Annotated in this window: 16 protein-coding genes; 9 read left to right on the top strand and 7 right to left on the bottom strand. The window is 65.0% G+C overall.

Going from position 1 to position 15,116, the window contains the following annotated elements; genetic code table 11:
- Nucleotides 1-37 precede the first annotated feature (37 nt).
- Nucleotides 38-397, top strand: coding sequence for a winged helix-turn-helix transcriptional regulator (locus O7B34_RS15305; protein WP_337146830.1), 360 nt, complete (start codon nucleotides 38-40; stop codon nucleotides 395-397).
- Here the strand turns inward: O7B34_RS15305 and O7B34_RS15300 are convergent.
- Together O7B34_RS15300 and O7B34_RS15295 are read right to left on the bottom strand one after the other, a co-directional pair.
- Nucleotides 394-1,041, bottom strand: coding sequence for a cysteine hydrolase (locus tag O7B34_RS15300; protein WP_337146828.1), 648 nt, complete (start codon nucleotides 1,039-1,041; stop codon nucleotides 394-396). The genes O7B34_RS15305 and O7B34_RS15300 overlap by 4 nt on opposite strands.
- Nucleotides 1,038-1,370, bottom strand: coding sequence for a hypothetical protein (locus O7B34_RS15295; protein ID WP_337146827.1), 333 nt, complete (start codon nucleotides 1,368-1,370; stop codon nucleotides 1,038-1,040). The genes O7B34_RS15300 and O7B34_RS15295 overlap by 4 nt, the downstream gene beginning before the upstream one ends.
- A gap of 444 nt (nucleotides 1,371-1,814) precedes the next feature.
- On the opposite strand from O7B34_RS15295, the gene O7B34_RS15290 reads away from it, so the two are divergent.
- The 6 genes from O7B34_RS15290 (at nucleotide 1,815) to O7B34_RS15265 (ending at nucleotide 8,909) form a co-directional block, all read left to right on the top strand.
- On the top strand, nucleotides 1,815-3,257 hold the full coding sequence (locus O7B34_RS15290) for a pyridoxal-phosphate dependent enzyme (protein ID WP_337146826.1): 1,443 nt from the start codon (nucleotides 1,815-1,817) through the stop codon (nucleotides 3,255-3,257).
- Nucleotides 3,254-4,423 carry a trans-sulfuration enzyme family protein gene (locus O7B34_RS15285; RefSeq protein ID WP_337146825.1) on the top strand — a complete coding sequence of 390 codons (1,170 nt, stop codon included), beginning with the start codon at nucleotides 3,254-3,256 and terminating at the stop codon, nucleotides 4,421-4,423. The genes O7B34_RS15290 and O7B34_RS15285 overlap by 4 nt, the downstream gene beginning before the upstream one ends.
- Nucleotides 4,424-4,591: 168 nt before the next feature.
- Entirely contained in the window at nucleotides 4,592-5,557 is a 966-nt protein-coding gene (locus O7B34_RS15280; protein WP_337146824.1) for a GlxA family transcriptional regulator, read from the top strand.
- A 135-nt stretch (nucleotides 5,558-5,692) separates the two neighbouring features.
- Entirely contained in the window at nucleotides 5,693-6,997 is a 1,305-nt protein-coding gene (locus tag O7B34_RS15275) for a M24 family metallopeptidase (protein WP_337146823.1), read from the top strand.
- Between the two features lie 262 nt (nucleotides 6,998-7,259).
- Nucleotides 7,260-7,940: an isochorismatase family protein gene (locus O7B34_RS15270; protein ID WP_337146822.1), complete on the top strand. Its 681-nt coding sequence runs from the start codon at nucleotides 7,260-7,262 to the stop codon at nucleotides 7,938-7,940.
- A gap of 18 nt (nucleotides 7,941-7,958) precedes the next feature.
- Nucleotides 7,959-8,909, top strand: a complete 951-nt coding sequence (locus O7B34_RS15265; RefSeq protein ID WP_337146821.1) for an alpha/beta hydrolase — start codon at nucleotides 7,959-7,961, stop codon at nucleotides 8,907-8,909.
- A gap of 20 nt (nucleotides 8,910-8,929) precedes the next feature.
- On the opposite strand, the gene dnaQ is transcribed toward O7B34_RS15265, so the two are convergent.
- The 5 genes from dnaQ to O7B34_RS15240 form a co-directional block, all read right to left on the bottom strand.
- Nucleotides 8,930-9,658, bottom strand: a complete 729-nt coding sequence (gene dnaQ / locus O7B34_RS15260; RefSeq protein WP_337146820.1) for a DNA polymerase III subunit epsilon — start codon at nucleotides 9,656-9,658, stop codon at nucleotides 8,930-8,932.
- Between the two features lie 218 nt (nucleotides 9,659-9,876).
- Nucleotides 9,877-10,470, bottom strand: coding sequence for a dephospho-CoA kinase (coaE, locus tag O7B34_RS15255; protein WP_337146819.1), 594 nt, complete (start codon nucleotides 10,468-10,470; stop codon nucleotides 9,877-9,879).
- Nucleotides 10,467-11,324: a shikimate dehydrogenase gene (locus O7B34_RS15250; RefSeq protein ID WP_337146818.1), complete on the bottom strand. Its 858-nt coding sequence runs from the start codon at nucleotides 11,322-11,324 to the stop codon at nucleotides 10,467-10,469. Before O7B34_RS15250 ends, coaE begins: the two co-directional genes overlap by 4 nt.
- Nucleotides 11,317-11,916: a Maf-like protein gene (locus O7B34_RS15245; RefSeq protein ID WP_337146817.1), complete on the bottom strand. Its 600-nt coding sequence runs from the start codon at nucleotides 11,914-11,916 to the stop codon at nucleotides 11,317-11,319. Before O7B34_RS15245 ends, O7B34_RS15250 begins: the two co-directional genes overlap by 8 nt.
- A gap of 243 nt (nucleotides 11,917-12,159) precedes the next feature.
- A complete protein-coding gene (locus tag O7B34_RS15240; RefSeq protein ID WP_337146816.1) occupies nucleotides 12,160-12,981 on the bottom strand; it encodes a pyruvate, water dikinase regulatory protein in 822 nt (273 codons plus the stop codon).
- Between the two features lie 404 nt (nucleotides 12,982-13,385).
- On the opposite strand from O7B34_RS15240, the gene hemE reads away from it, so the two are divergent.
- Nucleotides 13,386-14,417, top strand: a complete 1,032-nt coding sequence (gene hemE, locus O7B34_RS15235; protein WP_337146815.1) for a uroporphyrinogen decarboxylase — start codon at nucleotides 13,386-13,388, stop codon at nucleotides 14,415-14,417.
- On the top strand, nucleotides 14,417-14,953 hold the full coding sequence (gene hemJ / locus O7B34_RS15230) for a protoporphyrinogen oxidase HemJ (RefSeq protein WP_337146814.1): 537 nt from the start codon (nucleotides 14,417-14,419) through the stop codon (nucleotides 14,951-14,953). The genes hemE and hemJ overlap by 1 nt, the downstream gene beginning before the upstream one ends.
- The last annotated feature ends 163 nt before the right edge of the window (nucleotides 14,954-15,116 follow it).

Raw genomic sequence — 15,116 nt, 5'->3', positions numbered from 1 at the left:
GCTTCCGTCGCCGCCGGGCGTTGCCTACGATGGCGGCATGGCACAACGCGGAAGACTTTACGGCTGTCCGGTCGAGTTCGCGCTCGACGCACTCGGCGGCAAATGGAAGACGGTGATCCTGGCCCGGATCAAGCAAGGACCGCTGCGCTATTCCGAGTTGCGCCGATCGATCCCTTCGCTTTCCGACAAGATGCTGACGCAGCGCCTTGCCGATCTCGTCGAGATCGGGTTTGTCGCGCTGGAAGCGTCGCCGGACGGAAAGGGACGCTATGTCTTGACCGAGCGTGGCCGCGATCTGGCCGCGGCGCTTGAGGCGCTCTACGACTGGGGCAAAGTGCACGGACGCGCGGACGGCGTCCGCTTCCGCACCGATATCGAGACCCGACAAGGCGCCTAGCTCCCGGCGCCGAGCGCACCGCGGAAACCCGCGACATCGGTGATGACAGCCTCGCCGAGGAAGCCAAGCGTGGCCATCGAGCGGTCGCGGGCCTGCCGGTTGCCGAAGCCGCAGGCATCCTCGATCACCACGGCGACAAAACCATTGTCGGTCGCCTGGCGAACGGTCGGCTCGATGCCGATCTCCATCGCCACGCCGGCGAGCGCGACGGCGCGCACACCGCAATCGTGCAAGGCAAAGCTCAACGCCGTGGAATCGAAGGCCGACATGGTCAGCTTGTCGAACACCGCCTCGTCGGCGCGTGGCGCGAGTTCGGGAACGATCGCCGTTGCCTCGGCGTCGCGCGGGAACCAGGGCTCGACCGCGTCGGGACTGTCGCGCCGCTGCCAGGCCATTGCGGTACGCAGCTGGGTGGCGCCCATCCACTTGCGCGGCAAGGAGAGATGGCGCGTGAACGCCACCCGCATGCCGGCCGAGCGGGCGGCTTCGAGAACGCTGCCGGTGGCCTCGACAATGTCGGCCGCGCCGGCGATCTGGCGGCAGATGCCGACCTGCATGTCGTAGACCACCAGAGCCATGCGGCGCGGATTGCACCACTCCGCCAGGCTGGTCGGGATCTCCATCCCTTCGCTCGACCGGATCATGCCGCTGTCCGGTCCCAGGGTTTCGCGAGATCGACCGTTGGATCGAAGAGGTATTCGAGCGGCAACGGCGCGGAATCGAAGGCAAGAAAATGCCATTCCAGCAGCCCGGCCTTCGACAGCGGGAAGTCGTCGGTGTAGTTTCTGGCTTCTTCGACAGTGCCGAGCTCGAAAACGATGATGACGCCGCCGACATCGGCGCGCGCATAGTTTTCGCGCACTATGCCCGCCTTCCACAGCCGCCAGACATTCGAGACTTCATCGCGCAGATAGGGCTTCAAGTCGTCGAGGGTGACGCCGGGCTTGAAGTTGTCATAGGCGAGGATCTTCATCGGCCGTCTCCTTGTGCTGGTATGGCGTATGTTCGGCTAGCACGGCCAAATCGGCGGCTTCAACGAACGAGATGGTTCGTTGGACGGGCCTGAGGGCGCGGCGCTTGGGCGTTAAGGTCGGCGCTCTTCGGCGCCCCCCTCTGGCCTGCCGGCCATCTCCCCCTCAAGTGGGGAGATTGCTGTTCCGACGGCCTTCGCCAATACTCGACGTTGTAAAGATGGCGTGGCCGGCGAAGCTGCCGATCTCCCCCCTGGAGGGGGAGATGCCCGGCAGGGCAGAGGGGGGCGCTGTCCCGCCGGCGTCTCGATGCGGCACCGCACTGCTTCGCCCGATGGGCCGCTGGAATTTCATTCCCCGTCTGGCCGCCGGATTGGCACGATCTATCTTCTTTCCAACTGCGATCGGCTGGAAAAGACGCTAGGTTGATCCATGGAGGCTCCGACATGAGCGAGCACAGAAAAGCCACTGCCGACAGCGCCCCGTCGGACACCGCCACATCCCGCCTGCGTCCGCCCTATGCGTCGGTGCTCGATCTCATTGGCCAGACGCCCATCGTCGAGCTGACCAAGTTCGACACGGGAAAATGCCGGCTGTTCATCAAGCTTGAGAGCCAGAACCCGGGCGGCTCGATCAAGGACCGCATCGCGCTGTCGATGATCGCGGCGGCCGAGAAGGATGGCAGGCTGAAGCCCGGCGGCACCATCGTCGAGGCGACCGCCGGCAACACCGGCCTTGGCCTCGCCCAGGTCGGCATCCCCAAGGACTACCGCATCATCCTGGTGGTTCCAGACAAGATGTCGCGCGAAAAGATCCAGCATCTGCGCGCGCTCGGCGCCGAAGTGCACATGACGCGCTCCGATGTCGGCAAGGGCCATGCCGAATATTACCAGGACATGGCGGAGAAGATTGCCGCCGAACTGCCCGGCGCCTTCTATGCCAACCAGTTCGCCAACCCGGCCAACCCGCTGGCGCATGAGACGACGACCGGCCCGGAGATTTTCGCGCAACTTGACGGTGATGTCGACGCGGTGGTGGTCGGCGTCGGCTCGGGCGGCACGCTGACCGGGCTTGGCCGCTTTTTCGCCAAGGCGTCGCCGAAGACGGAGATGGTATTGGCCGATCCGGTCGGCTCGGTGCTGGCGCCGCTGATCAAGACCGGCAAGATGGAAGAGGCGGGAAGCTGGACCGTCGAAGGCATCGGCGAGGACTTCGTGCCGCCCAACGCCGATTTGTCGCTGGTCAGGAAAGCCTATTCCATCACGGACAAGCAGAGCATGCTGGCCGTGCGGGATCTCCTGTCACGCGAAGGCATCCTGGCCGGTTCTTCCTCGGGCACGCTGCTGTCGACCGCCCTGCGCTATTGCCGCGAACAGACGGTGCCCAAGCGCGTCGTCACCTTCGTCTGCGACAGCGGCAACAAGTACCTGTCAAAAGTGTTCGACGATTTCTGGCTGGCCGAGCAGGGGCTGGCCGAGCACGAGCAGCATGGCGACCTGCGGGACCTCGTCATGCGCACCCACCGTACCGGCGACACGGTTTATGTCGGCCCGGACGAAAGCCTGCTCAACGCCTATGGCCGCATGCGCCGCTCCGACGTCTCGCAGCTGCCGGTGCTCGACAATGGCAAGCTGGTCGGCATCGTCGACGAAAGCGATATCCTGGCCCATGTCGACGGTCCCTATGACGGACGCTGGGAGCGCTTCAGCGGCCCGGTGAGAACGGCCATGACCTCCAACCTGCACACGCTGCAGGCCAGCCAGACGCTGGACGCGCTGCTGCCGGTGTTCGACCGCAACGAGGTCGCCATCATCTTCGACGGCGACGAGTTCGTCGGCCTGATTACCCGGATCGACCTGATCAACCATCTGAGGCGCCGCGCAAAATGACCACATCCGGCAAGAACCGTCTGGCCTTCTCCACCCGCACCATCCATGGCGGCCAGAGCCACGATCCGCTGACAGGTGCTGTGATGGTGCCGATCTACGCCACCTCGACCTATGGCCAGCAATCGCCCGGCGTGCACAAGGGTTTCGAATACGCCCGCAGCCAGAACCCGACGCGCTTCGCCTTCGAGCGCGCGGTGGCGGACCTGGAAAGCGGCTCGGCAGCCTTCGCTTTTGCCTCCGGCCTGGCGTCGATCGCCACCGTGCTGGAACTGCTCGATTCCGGCGCGCATATCGTCGCCACCGACGACATCTATGGCGGTTCGTTCCGGCTGATGGAGCGGGTGCGCAAGCGCTCGGCCAATCTGCAGGTGAGCTTCGTCGACTTCACCGACCTTGCGGCGGTCGAGGCGGCGATCCGGCCGGAGACCAAGATGCTGTGGGTCGAGACGCCGACCAATCCATTGCTGCGCATCGTCGACCTCGAAGGCGTCGCGGCGCTCGCCAGGCGCAAAGGGATCTTGTCGGTCGCCGACAACACCTTCTGCAGCCCCTACATCCAGCGGCCGCTGGAGCTCGGCATCGACATCGTCGTCCACTCGACGACCAAATATCTGAACGGCCATTCCGACATGGTCGGCGGCGTCGCCGTCGTCGGCGACAACAAGGATCTCGCCGACCGGCTGAAATTCCTGCAGAATGCCATCGGCGCCATATCGGGCCCGTTCGACAGTTTCCTGGCGCTGCGCGGGCTGAAGACCCTGGCACTCAGGATGGAGCGTCATTCCGCCAACGGCCTGAAAATCGCGCAATGGCTGGAAGCCCGCAGGGATGTGCGCCGCGTCATCTATCCAGGCCTCGCCAGCCATCCCCAGCACGCCATAGCAGTCCAGCAGATGCATGCCTTCGGCGGCATGATATCAGCCGTGCTGGATCGCGACCTTGCCGGCACCAAACGCTTCCTCGAACGCACGCAGCTGTTCACGCTGGCCGAGAGCCTCGGCGGGGTGGAGAGCCTGATCGAACACCCGGCGCTGATGACGCATGGCTCCATTCCCGCCGGGAAGCGGGCGGAGATCGGCATATCGGATTCGCTGGTGAGATTGTCGGCGGGCATCGAGGACGGCGACGATCTTATTGCCGACCTGGATCAGGCACTGGGGGGTTGAGTGGCTCTCGGCACGGCCGAGAAGCGTCGGTGGTAACCTGCACCGCGAGGTTGGGGTTCTTTCACGGCCATGACACGCGCCTCAACGGTGAAGATCAGCAGCCGCATCGAGCAGCGGTCGGCCAAACACCGTTGACCACAAGCACCATCTGCCCGAGATGTAGCGCCCATGGCCACGCGCGAACCACCCACAGACGCAACCCTCACCTTCGCGGTGCTGGTGTTCCCCGGCTTTCCGATGATGGCGTTCAGCTCGGTCATCGAGCCGCTGCGCGCCGCCAACATACTGGCGAAGCGGGAATGCTACCGCTGGATCATCGTCGGGGCGATGCAGGGTCCGGTCGAGGCCTCCAACGGCGTCGTCATCCAGCCGGGGTTTTATGCCGAGGCGGCGCCCAAGGTCGACCGCATCGTCGTCTGCTCGGGCGGCGACGCCGATCACCTTGTCGCCGAGGACGCGGCGAGCTGGATCCGCCGCAGCCTGCGCGCCGGCGCCCACATCGGCGCGGTGGCGGACGCGGCGTTCTTCCTGGCGCGGGCCGGCCTGCTCGACGGCCATGCCTGCACCTTGCACTGGACCAGCCAGGCCGCCTTCACCGAAGCCTTCCCCAACATCGAGCTTAGACGCGACCTCTATGTCATCGACCGCAAGCGTTTCACTTCGGCCGGCGGCGTCGGCAGCCTCGACATGATGCTGGAGATCATCACCCGCGATTACGGCGCCGAGCTTGCCGCAGGGGTCGCCGAGTGGTTCGTGCACAGTCCGTTGCGATCGAGCGTCGACCGCAAGCTGATGCCGCTGCGCCTGCGCACCGGGGTGCAGAACGAGCTGGTGCTGTCGGCCATCGCCATCATGGAGGACGCGGTGGAGGAACGGCTCGGCATGGCCGAGCTGACCGAGCGGCTTGGCGTGTCGTCCGACAAGCTCGAACGCAGCTTCCGCTCCGAACTCGCCATCTCGCCCAACGGCTATTACCGGCGGCTCAGGCTGAAGCGCGCCGCCGATCTGCTGGCGCATTCGACATTGGCCGTGCGCGACGTGGCGCTGGCCTGCGGCTTCGCCTCGATGTCGAGCTTTGCCCGGGCTTTTCGCGAGGAGCATGGGCATGCGCCGAAGATGGCGCGGAGGCATTAGGACTTTCGAATGCTGGCGGGACAGCGCCCCATCTTCAGCGGCATCCCGCACAACCTACGCGGTTTTCCGCACAATTCCCGCGCCCCGCCTGCGCCATGGTCACACCTTGCAACTCACCCAAGGCCAGGCACCCCCATGAGCATCGTCGTATTCGACCCCGACAGCACCGAGGACGTCGATTTCAAGGACCGCATGCGCCACCCCGCCGCCGCCGATCCGGCGGGCGGCATGTGGCTGTCGGATACGGAACCGTCCTTCATCGGTGCCGACGCCTTGCGAAAAGGCCGGCTCAACAAACTGCGCGGCTGGATGCGCGAGGCCGGTTATGGCGGCGTGGTGCTGTTCGACCCCTATAACCAGCGCTATGCCACCGGCTCGCGCAACATGTTCGGCTATTTCCTGCGCAACTCGACCCGCTATTTCTTCATTCCGGCCGATGGGCCGATCGTGCTGTTCGAATATCCGCAGAGCTACCATGTCTCCATGGTGCTCGACACGATCGACGAGGCGCGTCCGTCCAAGCTTGTCTGGTCTTCCGTGTCGGGCCGCGACGACGAAACCGCGGGTCCCTTCGCCGACGAGATCGCCGAACTGTTGAAGAAGCATGGCGGTGGCTCGATGAAGCTCGGGCTCGACCGCTGCAGCCACCTGCAGGCGCTGGCGCTGGAAAAGCGCGGCTGCGAGGTCCGCGACTGCCAGGGCGAAATCCTGGCGGTGCGCGCGGTGAAGACGCCTGAGGAGGTGAAATGCCTGCAGGTGTCGATGGCCGGCGCCGAGGCGGCGGTCTATGCGGTGCGCGAGGCGATCAAGCCCGGTGTTTCCGAAAACGAGCTGTTCGCCATCATGTATGGCGAGGTCATCCGCCAGGGCGGCGAGTTCATCGAGACCCGGCTGCTGACCTCGGGCCAGCGCACCAATCCCTGGTTCAACGAAGCCAGCGGCCGCAAGATCAGACCCGGCGAGTTGCTGGCGCTCGATACCGACACGATCGGCTGCTATGGCTATTACTCGGACTTCTCGCGTACCTTCCGCTGCGGGCCGGGCAAGCCGACCCCCTATCAGAGGTCGCTCTACCGCATGGCGCACGACCAGGTTCAGCACAACATTTCGATCGTCAAACCCGGCATGGCCTTCCGCGAGATCGCTGAGAAGGCGTGGAAAATCCCGGACCGTTTCGTCGACCAGCGCTACACCTCGGTCATGCACGGTGTCGGCATGCATGGCGAGACACCGTTCATCGCGCATGCCATGGATTACGAGACCTATGGCCGCGACGGCCATATCGTGCCAGGCATGGTGGTGAGCGTGGAAAGCTATATTGGCGAGAAAGGCGGCCGCGAGGGCGTCAAGCTGGAGGACGAGATCCTGATCACCGACACCGGCACCGAGCTTCTGTCGCGCTTTCCCTACGAGGACGAATTTTTGGAGAAAGAGGTTTGATGCTGGTTGCTCACCTCAGCGACGTATCGCAGCTGAAGAACGAGCGCCTCAGTTGGCGCCCCCCTCTGTCCTGCCGGACATCTCCCCCTCTAGGGGGGAGATCGGCAGCTTCGCTTGCAGCGCTTTTTCCTGCAACGCTGGTGATTGGCGAAAGCATTCGCAACCGCCAATCTCCCCCCTCGAGGGGGAGATGCCCGGCAGGGCAGAGGGGGGCACTGTCCCTCCAGCGTTTGGAAATATCTTGGGGCAAAAGCGCATCCGCATGAAAGCCCCTGTCTCGATCAAGCGCGGCACGGTGGCCGCCATCTTCATCGACCTGCAGGAAGAGCACCGGCAGGACCCGCGCTATCTCGTCGAGGGCTATGAAAAAATCCTCGCCAACGTGCAGCGCCTGCAGGCCGCGGCGCGGCAAAACCATGTGCCGCTCCATCACTGGGCCTATATTGTCGATCTCGACAGCCAGGACCGGCCCTTTCATCCGGTCGGCGAAGACGGCAAGTCGGCCTTTTCCGACAAGAGCGACCCGCTGACCGAAATCTGCCGCGAGGTGGCGCCGGCGGATGGCGAGGCGCTGCTGATCAAGGCGGAGGCCAGCGCCTTCCGCTCCGGTCCGGCGGGCGACCGACTCAAGGCTTCCGGCGTCGAATGGCTGGTCGTAGCTGGCGTGTGGACCGAGGCCTGCATCGACGCGTCGGTCAAGGACGCGGTGACGAGGGGCTTTCGCGTGCTGCTGGTCAAGGATGCCTGCGGCAGCGGCAGCGCGGCCATGCACCAGACCGGCATCCTCAACCTTGCCAACCGGCTCTATGGCGGTGCCGTCACCGACACCGACGGCGCCTGCCGGCTGCTGGCCGGCGAGACAGTCACCGTCTGGCAGGTCGAGGGCTCGGTACCGCTGCGCTTCACCTTCGAAAACGCCGCCCGCCTCTATGCCGAGCTTTGACGTGCCCCTCGGACCGAGATGACCAGCCGCGGCAAATACGGACCTTGGCTCGACCCGGCGCTCTGGGCCTATATCGACAGCGTCAACGCCTGGTACCCGCCCGAGATCGCCGGCCTGCCGGTCGACAAGCAGCGCGCGGTCTATGCCAGGATGTGCCGGGCTTTCCACCAGGGCCGTCCGCCCGGGGTCAAGGCCAGCGACAGCCTGGTCGCCGCTTCGAAGCATGGCATCCCGGTCCGCCGCTACCGGCTCGCCGGCGCGGCGCCGCGTGCGACGGTGCTCTATTTCCACGGCGGCGGTTTCATCCTCGGCGGGCTCGAAAGCCATGACGACATCTGCGCCGAAATCTGCGCCGGCACCGGCTTCGACGTGCTGTCGATCGACTACCGGCTCGCACCCGAGCACCTTCACCCCGCCGCCTTCGACGATGCGCTGGCGGCTTTCGAATGGGCGGCTGCAAGCAGCGACCTGCCGCTCGTGCTCTGCGGCGAAAGTGCCGGCGGCAACCTGGCGGCGGCGGTGGCACAGGCCACGCGTCACCATCCGCGCGCCGCGATCGGGCAGGTGCTGATCTATCCCGATCTCGGCGGCAACGAGACGATGGGCTCCTATGTCGAACACGCTGACGCGCCGCTGCTGTCGACAAGCGATGCCGCCTTCTACCGCGACGTCAGGTCAGCCAGGAAGCAATCGCCCGACGATCCGACCTTCTCGCCATTGCGCGACCGCGATTTTTCCGGCCTGCCGCCTACGGTGATCATCACGGCCGAATGCGACCCACTGTCGTCGGATGGCGAGGCCTATCGCGACCATATCCTGGAGGCCGGCGGCAAGGCCTGGTGGCATGAGGAACCCCGCCTCGTGCACAGTTTCCTGCGCGCCCGCACGACCGTGCCGGCTGCGGCGGAAGCCTTTGCGCGCATCATCGCGGCGGTTGCCGCGCTGGGCCGGGGGGAGTGGCCCTACTGAGGCCGCTTTCACTGACGGCTTTATGAGGACAGCGCCTGGGCTGCTTCCTGGGGGGAGGCTTTCAGCCACAGCGCCTTTTCGCCGAGCGTGGCGACCATGGCGGCATGCGCCGCGCGCTCCGCCTCGGTCAGACGCGGCAGCAGTGGCGCCGGGCGCTCGGCGACGATAATCTCGATCTGGCGGACATTGTCGCCGCCCCGCGCCGGTGCGCTTGCGCTGTCGAGGATCAGCGCCGCCTGCTTGCCGCCGATCAGCTCGATATAGACCTCGGCCAGCAATTCGGAATCGAGCAGGGCGCCGTGCTTGGTGCGCTTCGTGTTGTCGATGCCGTAGCGCCGGCACAGCGCGTCGAGCGAATTGGGACCCATCGGGTGCTTGCGGCGCGCCAGGGCCAGCGTGTCGACGACAAGCCCGTTATCGACCGGCGGGTGGCCGAGCCGGCCGAATTCGACATTGAGGAAGCCGATATCGAACGTGGCGTTGTGGGCAACCAGCTTGGCGCCTTCCGTGAACTTCAGCCATTCCTCGGCGATTTCGGCGAAGCTCGGCTTGCCCGCGAGGTCGGCCGCGCTGATGCCGTGCACGGACTGCGCCTCGGCGTGGATCGCACGGCCTTGCGGGTTGATATAGTGATGGAAGGTCCTGCCGGTCGGAAAACGATTGACCAGCTCGACGCCGCCAAGCTCGATCACGCGGTCGTCGCGCGAATCGAGGCCGGTGGTTTCCGTATCGAAAATAATCTCACGCATCGAATCAGGTCGCTCCTGGCAGCAGAATCGTCAGACCGGAACAAAATGGCAATGGGCAATGCCTCTTTTTCCTTCTCCCCTTGCGGGAGAAGGTGGCCGCGAAGCGGCCGGATGAGGGGTGCTCCAGCTTGGCGCCGACGGCACTCCGTCACCCACCCCTCAACCGTCTCGGCGCTACGCGCCGATCCACCTTCTCCCACAAGGGGAGAAGGAAGAAGCTAGCGGCCAGAACCCCCGGTGAGTTCGGCGATAATCGAGGCGACCGCAGCGCGCGCGGCGTCCAGCCCCTCACCGGTATCGATGACGAAATCGGCCAGCCGGCGCTTTTCGGCATCCGGCACCTGCTTGGCCAGGATCGACGCCAGTTTTTCCTCGCTCATGCCCGGCCGCGCCAGCACGCGCTGGCGCTGGACTTCGGCCGGCGCGGTGACGACGACGACCTTGTCGACCCGGCCACGGCCGCCGGTTTCGAACAGCAGCGGGATGTCGAGAACCGCGATCGATTCGCCCGCGTTACGATGCTTGGCCAGGAAGGCATCGGCATCGGCGCGGACCAGCGGATGGATGATGGCCTCGAGCCTTTTCAAGGCCGCCGCATCGCCGAACACACGGCCGCCGAGTTTTGCGCGGTCGACGCTTCCGCCAACGGTGGTGCCGGGAAAGGCGGCCTCGACCAAGGGGGCCGCCTTGCCGGCATAGAGGCGGTGCACCGTCTCGTCGGAATCATGCACCGGCACGCCGGCCTCGGCGAACATCTTGGCCGTCGTTGACTTGCCCATGCCAATCGAGCCGGTGAGGCCGAGCACGATCATGGTTTCGACGCCGGAGACTTGGGCATAAGATCGGCAACGATGAGCGCGCGGAGTTCAGCGGTAACCTTCGGCCTGACGCCGAACCAGCGCTCGAAGCCGGGCACCGCCTGGTTGAGCAGCATGCCGAGCCCGTCGACCGTCTTCAGCCCCCGTGCCCGCGCGGCGGCGAGCAGCGGGGTTTCGAGCGGCACATAGACGATGTCGTTGACCACGGCATGGTCGGGCAGCAGCGTGGGGTCGGCGGGCAGACCCTCATTGCCCTGCATGCCCAACGCGGTGGTGTTGACCAGCAGGCCGGCGTCGCCAAGCAGTTCGGCGGTGGCGGCCAGTTCGTGCGCCGAAACGCCGGCGCCAAAGCGGTCGCGCAATTCGATCGCCCGGGCGAGCGTGCGGTTGACGATACGGATGTCGCCGACGCCGCGCTCCTTCAACGCGTGGACAACGGCACGGGAAGCGCCGCCGGCACCCAGCACCACGGCCGGGCCATTGGCCGCCCAGCCCGCGGCGTAATCGTCGAGATTGGCGGCAAAGCCATGGCCGTCGGTATTGCCGCCCCACAAAGTGCCGTCCTCGAGCCATAGCGTGTTGACGGCGCCGATCTCGTCCGCCGCATGGTCGCGGCGCGAGACCCGGGCAAAGGCCGCCTCCTTGTGCGGGATGGTGACGTTGCCGCCGCGATAGCCATTGGCCTGCATGCTCGCCAGGAAATCGGCGAAGTCCGGCGGCGCCACGTCAATCGCCTGGTAGCTGCCGTCAATGCCGTGCTTGGCCAGCCAGTGGCCGTGGATCATCGGCGAGCGCGAATGTTTTATCGGGTGGCCGGTGACGAAGGCCTTCTTCATTGCCTCAGCCATCGATGGCTCCCAAGGTACGGAGCTCCGCCAGCAACGGCAGCAGTGGCAGGCCGACAATGGTAAAATGGTCGCCTTCGATTTTTTCGAACAGCTGGACGCCTTCGCCTTCGATTTGGTACGCGCCGACGCTCGACAATGCCTTGGCGCCCACCCTGGCGAGATGCCGGCCGATGAAGGCGGGGTCGAGCGTGCGCATGGTCATCGAGGCGATGCCGACATGGCGCCACAGCACCTTGCCGTCGCGCACCAGCACTGCGGCGCTGTTGAGCTGATGGGTCCTGCCCGACAGCGCCAGGAGATGGCGGCGCGCGCCCTCCATGTCGGCGGGCTTGTGGAACACCTCGTCGCCCAAGGACAGCGTCTGGTCGCAGCCGAGCACCAGCGCGCCGGGCCGGCGCTCGCTGACTTCGGTGGCCTTGGCTTCGGCGAGCACCAGGGCGACGTCCTCGGGCGAGGCGCCGCTGTCCTGCAAAGGGGCTTCCAGCACCCGCTCGTCCAGCGTCGCGGGAACCGCCTCGATGTCGACGCCGGCATCGGCCAGCATCGCCTTGCGGAACGGGCTGCCCGAAGCGAGGATGATTTTTTCTGTCATGCTGATTCACCGGGGTTGGTGTTCCGTAGCGCACCCCTCATCCGTCCGAGCTGCGCTCGGCCACCTTCTCCCGCAAGGGGAGAAGGGAAGTCCTGCGCGGGCGCCGCTGCAAATCGCCACCTGGCGGTATTTGCGGGTACGGTGGCGCCGCGTTCTTCCTTCTCCCCTTGTGGGAGAAGGTGGCCTCGCGAAGCGAGGTCGGATGAGGGGTGCGCTACGGGATGCTCACTTCTCTTGTCTGCCCTAGCGCGTCTTCCCCCGCAGGGCAACGATCGCCGCCGCCGTCTCCTCGATCGAGCGGCGGCTGACGTCGATCATCGGCCAGCCATGGCGGGTGCAGATCTGGCGGGCATAGGCGAGCTCCTCGTTGATGGCGGCGCGGTCGACATAGTCGGTCGGCACGTAGCTGCTCGAATTGCCGAGGATTCGGTTCTGGCGCACATGCGATATGCGCTCGGCGGTGGCGATCAATCCGACGATCAGTGGCGTCCTGGCGTTGACCAGGCTTTCGGGCACCGGCACGCCGAGCACGATCGGGATGTTGGCGGTCTTGATGCCGCGGTTGGCGAGATAGATGCTGGTCGGCGTCTTCGAGGTGCGCGAAATGCCGATCAGCACGACATCGGCGTCATCCATGTTTGCCGGCAGCTGGCCGTCATCATGGTCCATGGTGAAATTGAGCGCATCGATGCGCCGGAAATATTCGGCGTCGAGAACATGCTGGGCGCCGACGCGGCGGCCGGCCGGCGTCCCGAGATAGGACTGGAAGACGGTGAGCACGGGCTCCAGCACCGACACGCAAGGCAGGCCCATGGCCGCGCAGCGTTCGTCGATGCCGTGCGCCAGCTTCTGGTCGACCACCGTGTAGAGGATGATGCCCGGCTCCTCCTCTATGTCCTCGAACACCTTGGCTATCTGCTTTTCGGTGCGGATGAGCGGGTAGATGTGTTCGATGGCGCGCGCATCCTTGTACTGCGCCGAAGCGGCGCGGCCGGCGGCGAGCAGCGTTTCCCCGGTGGCGTCGGAAATCAGATGCAGGTGGAAGAAGCTTTGGGGTTTGTTCACAGGGATCACCTGGGGCTGTGGGCGGATGTGGATAAGATCGAACGGGCAGGCATGCCGGCGAAAGGCGACTGTATCAGATGCCGGTTTGTCCACAATTCGATGCGCTGTCAGCTTCGCCGGACGGTTGGGGACAAGTCCGTGGACGAAGCGCTTTGCCTTTCGTTCGTCCACAGGGCAGGTCTCGAGGGCGGTCGATCTAGCGCATTGACTCCCCTGCGAGATTCCTGATTGTCCCCAGAACCCTGCAAACCGCGATCGGCAGTGCGCGACAATATGCTTGCTGGCGTTTTGGCGGCCAAAGCGGGACAGGTGACAACCACCACAACCAACAGACTCTTAGAATCAGAAGACTCTTTTAAAATAAGATATTTGATTAAGAGGAAGCCGGGAGAGGCGAGCGCCCAATGCCTGCAAGACGGATCATGCTGGATGTCCTGAAGGGCAAGACGGTGTTTCCTCCTCCGCTCTGGATGATGCGCCAGGCAGGGCGCTATCTGCCGGAATATCGTGAGACGCGAAGGCGTGCCGGTTCGTTCCTTGATCTCTGCTACGACCCCGACCTTGCCGTCGAAGTGACGCTGCAGCCGATCGAGCGTTTCGGCTTCGACGCTTCGATCGTGTTCTCGGACATCCTTGTCGTTCCCCATGCGCTTGGCCGCGACGTGCGCTTCGAGGAAGGGCGCGGACCGCTGCTGACACCAATTTCAGCGGCGGAGATCGCGGCGCTGGGAAGCGACATGTTTCACGTGAATCTCGAACCGGTCTACGAGACGCTTCGCCGGCTGCGGGCGAAATTGCCCGACGAGACGACGCTGATCGGCTTTTGCGGCGCGCCTTGGACGGTGGCGACCTATATGATCGCCGGCCACGGTACGCCGGACCAGGCGCCGGCGCGGCTGTTCGCCTACCGCGAGCCGGCGGCGTTTCGACAGCTGCTGAAAGTGCTCGCCGATCATTCTGCTTCCTACCTGATCCGCCAGATCGAGGCCGGCGCGGATGTCGTGCAGATCTTCGATTCCTGGTCGGGGGTGCTCGACGATGCTACATTCGAACAGTTCTGCGTCGAGCCGGTCGCAGAGGTCGTCAGGCAAGTTCGGGCCGTCCACCCCGACGTGCCGATCATCGGTTTTCCCAAGGGCGCCGGAGCCCGCTACCAGAGTTATCGCGAGAAGACCGGGGTGACGGGGCTCGGCATCGACTGGACGGTGCCGCTCGAGGCAGCGAAGGCATTGCAGCGGCAAGGAGCCGTCCAGGGCAATCTCGACCCGTTGCGGCTGGTCGCCGGCGGCCAGGCATTGACCGACGGCGTCGGGGCGATCCTTCGGGCGTTGGGGGACGGGCCGCTGATCTTCAATCTCGGCCATGGCATCACGCCCGACACGCCGGTGGCGCATGTCGAGGCGATGGTGAAACAGGTGCGGAGCGCGGCACGCTGATGACTGACAGAGGCAACACCAATAGCACCGGCCAGGCGATGAAGCGCATGGTCATCGGCATCGCTGTCCTGATCGTTCTCACCGCGCTTTTGTTTTTCTTCGCACCGGAAAGCTTCTACCCCTGGGCAAAGGCGATCCATATCCTCGCCGTCATCTCCTGGATGGCCGGAATGCTTTATCTGCCGCGCCTGTTTGTCTATCACGTCGACGCGGAGAAGGGCTCCGTTCAATCCGAGACGTTCAAGGTGATGGAGCGGCGTCTGCTGCGCGGCATCATCAATCCGGCGATGATCCTCACCTGGGTGTTCGGGCTGTGGCTGGCCTGGAAGATCTTTGCGTTCCAGGGCGGCTGGCTGCATGCCAAGATCGGCCTGGTGCTGATTTTGTCTGGCATTCACGGCTATCTGGCCGGCGCGGTGCGCAAATTCGCCGAGGACCGCAACGAAAAACCGGCAAGACACTGGCGGATCGTCAACGAGATCCCCACATTGCTGATGATCGCAATCGTGATCCTGGTCGTCGTGAAGCCGTTCTGAGGCTTCATCGGACCCCTCAAAAGGCGGCTTGCTCTTTCAGCCGACCGACGATACAAGACGGGTCTTCCTTCCCGTCATGCGCCGCCCGTCATTGCTTTCGGCCGCGCCCGGCATTTGTCGCATCCCGCCGATCTTTTCCCCAAAGCCTACCCAGAGTCCGTCT

This window comes from Mesorhizobium sp. Cs1299R1N3 (assembly GCF_037179625.1).
GTDB lineage: Bacteria > Pseudomonadota > Alphaproteobacteria > Rhizobiales > Rhizobiaceae > Mesorhizobium > Mesorhizobium salmacidum.
This window is presented reverse-complemented; position numbering and strand designations above follow the sequence as displayed.

Bases quoted from the DNA above. Each gene is read 5' to 3' on its own strand.
- O7B34_RS15305 (WP_337146830.1), top strand. From the start codon at position 38: ATGGCACAACGCGGAAGACTTTACGGCTGTCCGGTCGAGTTCGCGCTC.
- O7B34_RS15300 (WP_337146828.1), bottom strand. From the start codon at position 1,041: ATGATCCGGTCGAGCGAAGGGATGGAGATCCCGACCAGCCTGGCGGAG.
- O7B34_RS15295 (WP_337146827.1), bottom strand. From the start codon at position 1,370: ATGAAGATCCTCGCCTATGACAACTTCAAGCCCGGCGTCACCCTCGAC.
- O7B34_RS15290 (WP_337146826.1), top strand. From the start codon at position 1,815: ATGAGCGAGCACAGAAAAGCCACTGCCGACAGCGCCCCGTCGGACACC.
- O7B34_RS15285 (WP_337146825.1), top strand. From the start codon at position 3,254: ATGACCACATCCGGCAAGAACCGTCTGGCCTTCTCCACCCGCACCATC.
- O7B34_RS15280 (WP_337146824.1), top strand. From the start codon at position 4,592: ATGGCCACGCGCGAACCACCCACAGACGCAACCCTCACCTTCGCGGTG.
- O7B34_RS15275 (WP_337146823.1), top strand. From the start codon at position 5,693: ATGAGCATCGTCGTATTCGACCCCGACAGCACCGAGGACGTCGATTTC.
- O7B34_RS15270 (WP_337146822.1), top strand. From the start codon at position 7,260: ATGAAAGCCCCTGTCTCGATCAAGCGCGGCACGGTGGCCGCCATCTTC.
- O7B34_RS15265 (WP_337146821.1), top strand. From the start codon at position 7,959: ATGACCAGCCGCGGCAAATACGGACCTTGGCTCGACCCGGCGCTCTGG.
- dnaQ (WP_337146820.1), bottom strand. From the start codon at position 9,658: ATGCGTGAGATTATTTTCGATACGGAAACCACCGGCCTCGATTCGCGC.
- coaE (WP_337146819.1), bottom strand. From the start codon at position 10,470: ATGATCGTGCTCGGCCTCACCGGCTCGATTGGCATGGGCAAGTCAACG.
- O7B34_RS15250 (WP_337146818.1), bottom strand. From the start codon at position 11,324: ATGGCTGAGGCAATGAAGAAGGCCTTCGTCACCGGCCACCCGATAAAA.
- O7B34_RS15245 (WP_337146817.1), bottom strand. From the start codon at position 11,916: ATGACAGAAAAAATCATCCTCGCTTCGGGCAGCCCGTTCCGCAAGGCG.
- hemE (WP_337146815.1), top strand. From the start codon at position 13,386: ATGCCTGCAAGACGGATCATGCTGGATGTCCTGAAGGGCAAGACGGTG.
- hemJ (WP_337146814.1), top strand. From the start codon at position 14,417: ATGACTGACAGAGGCAACACCAATAGCACCGGCCAGGCGATGAAGCGC.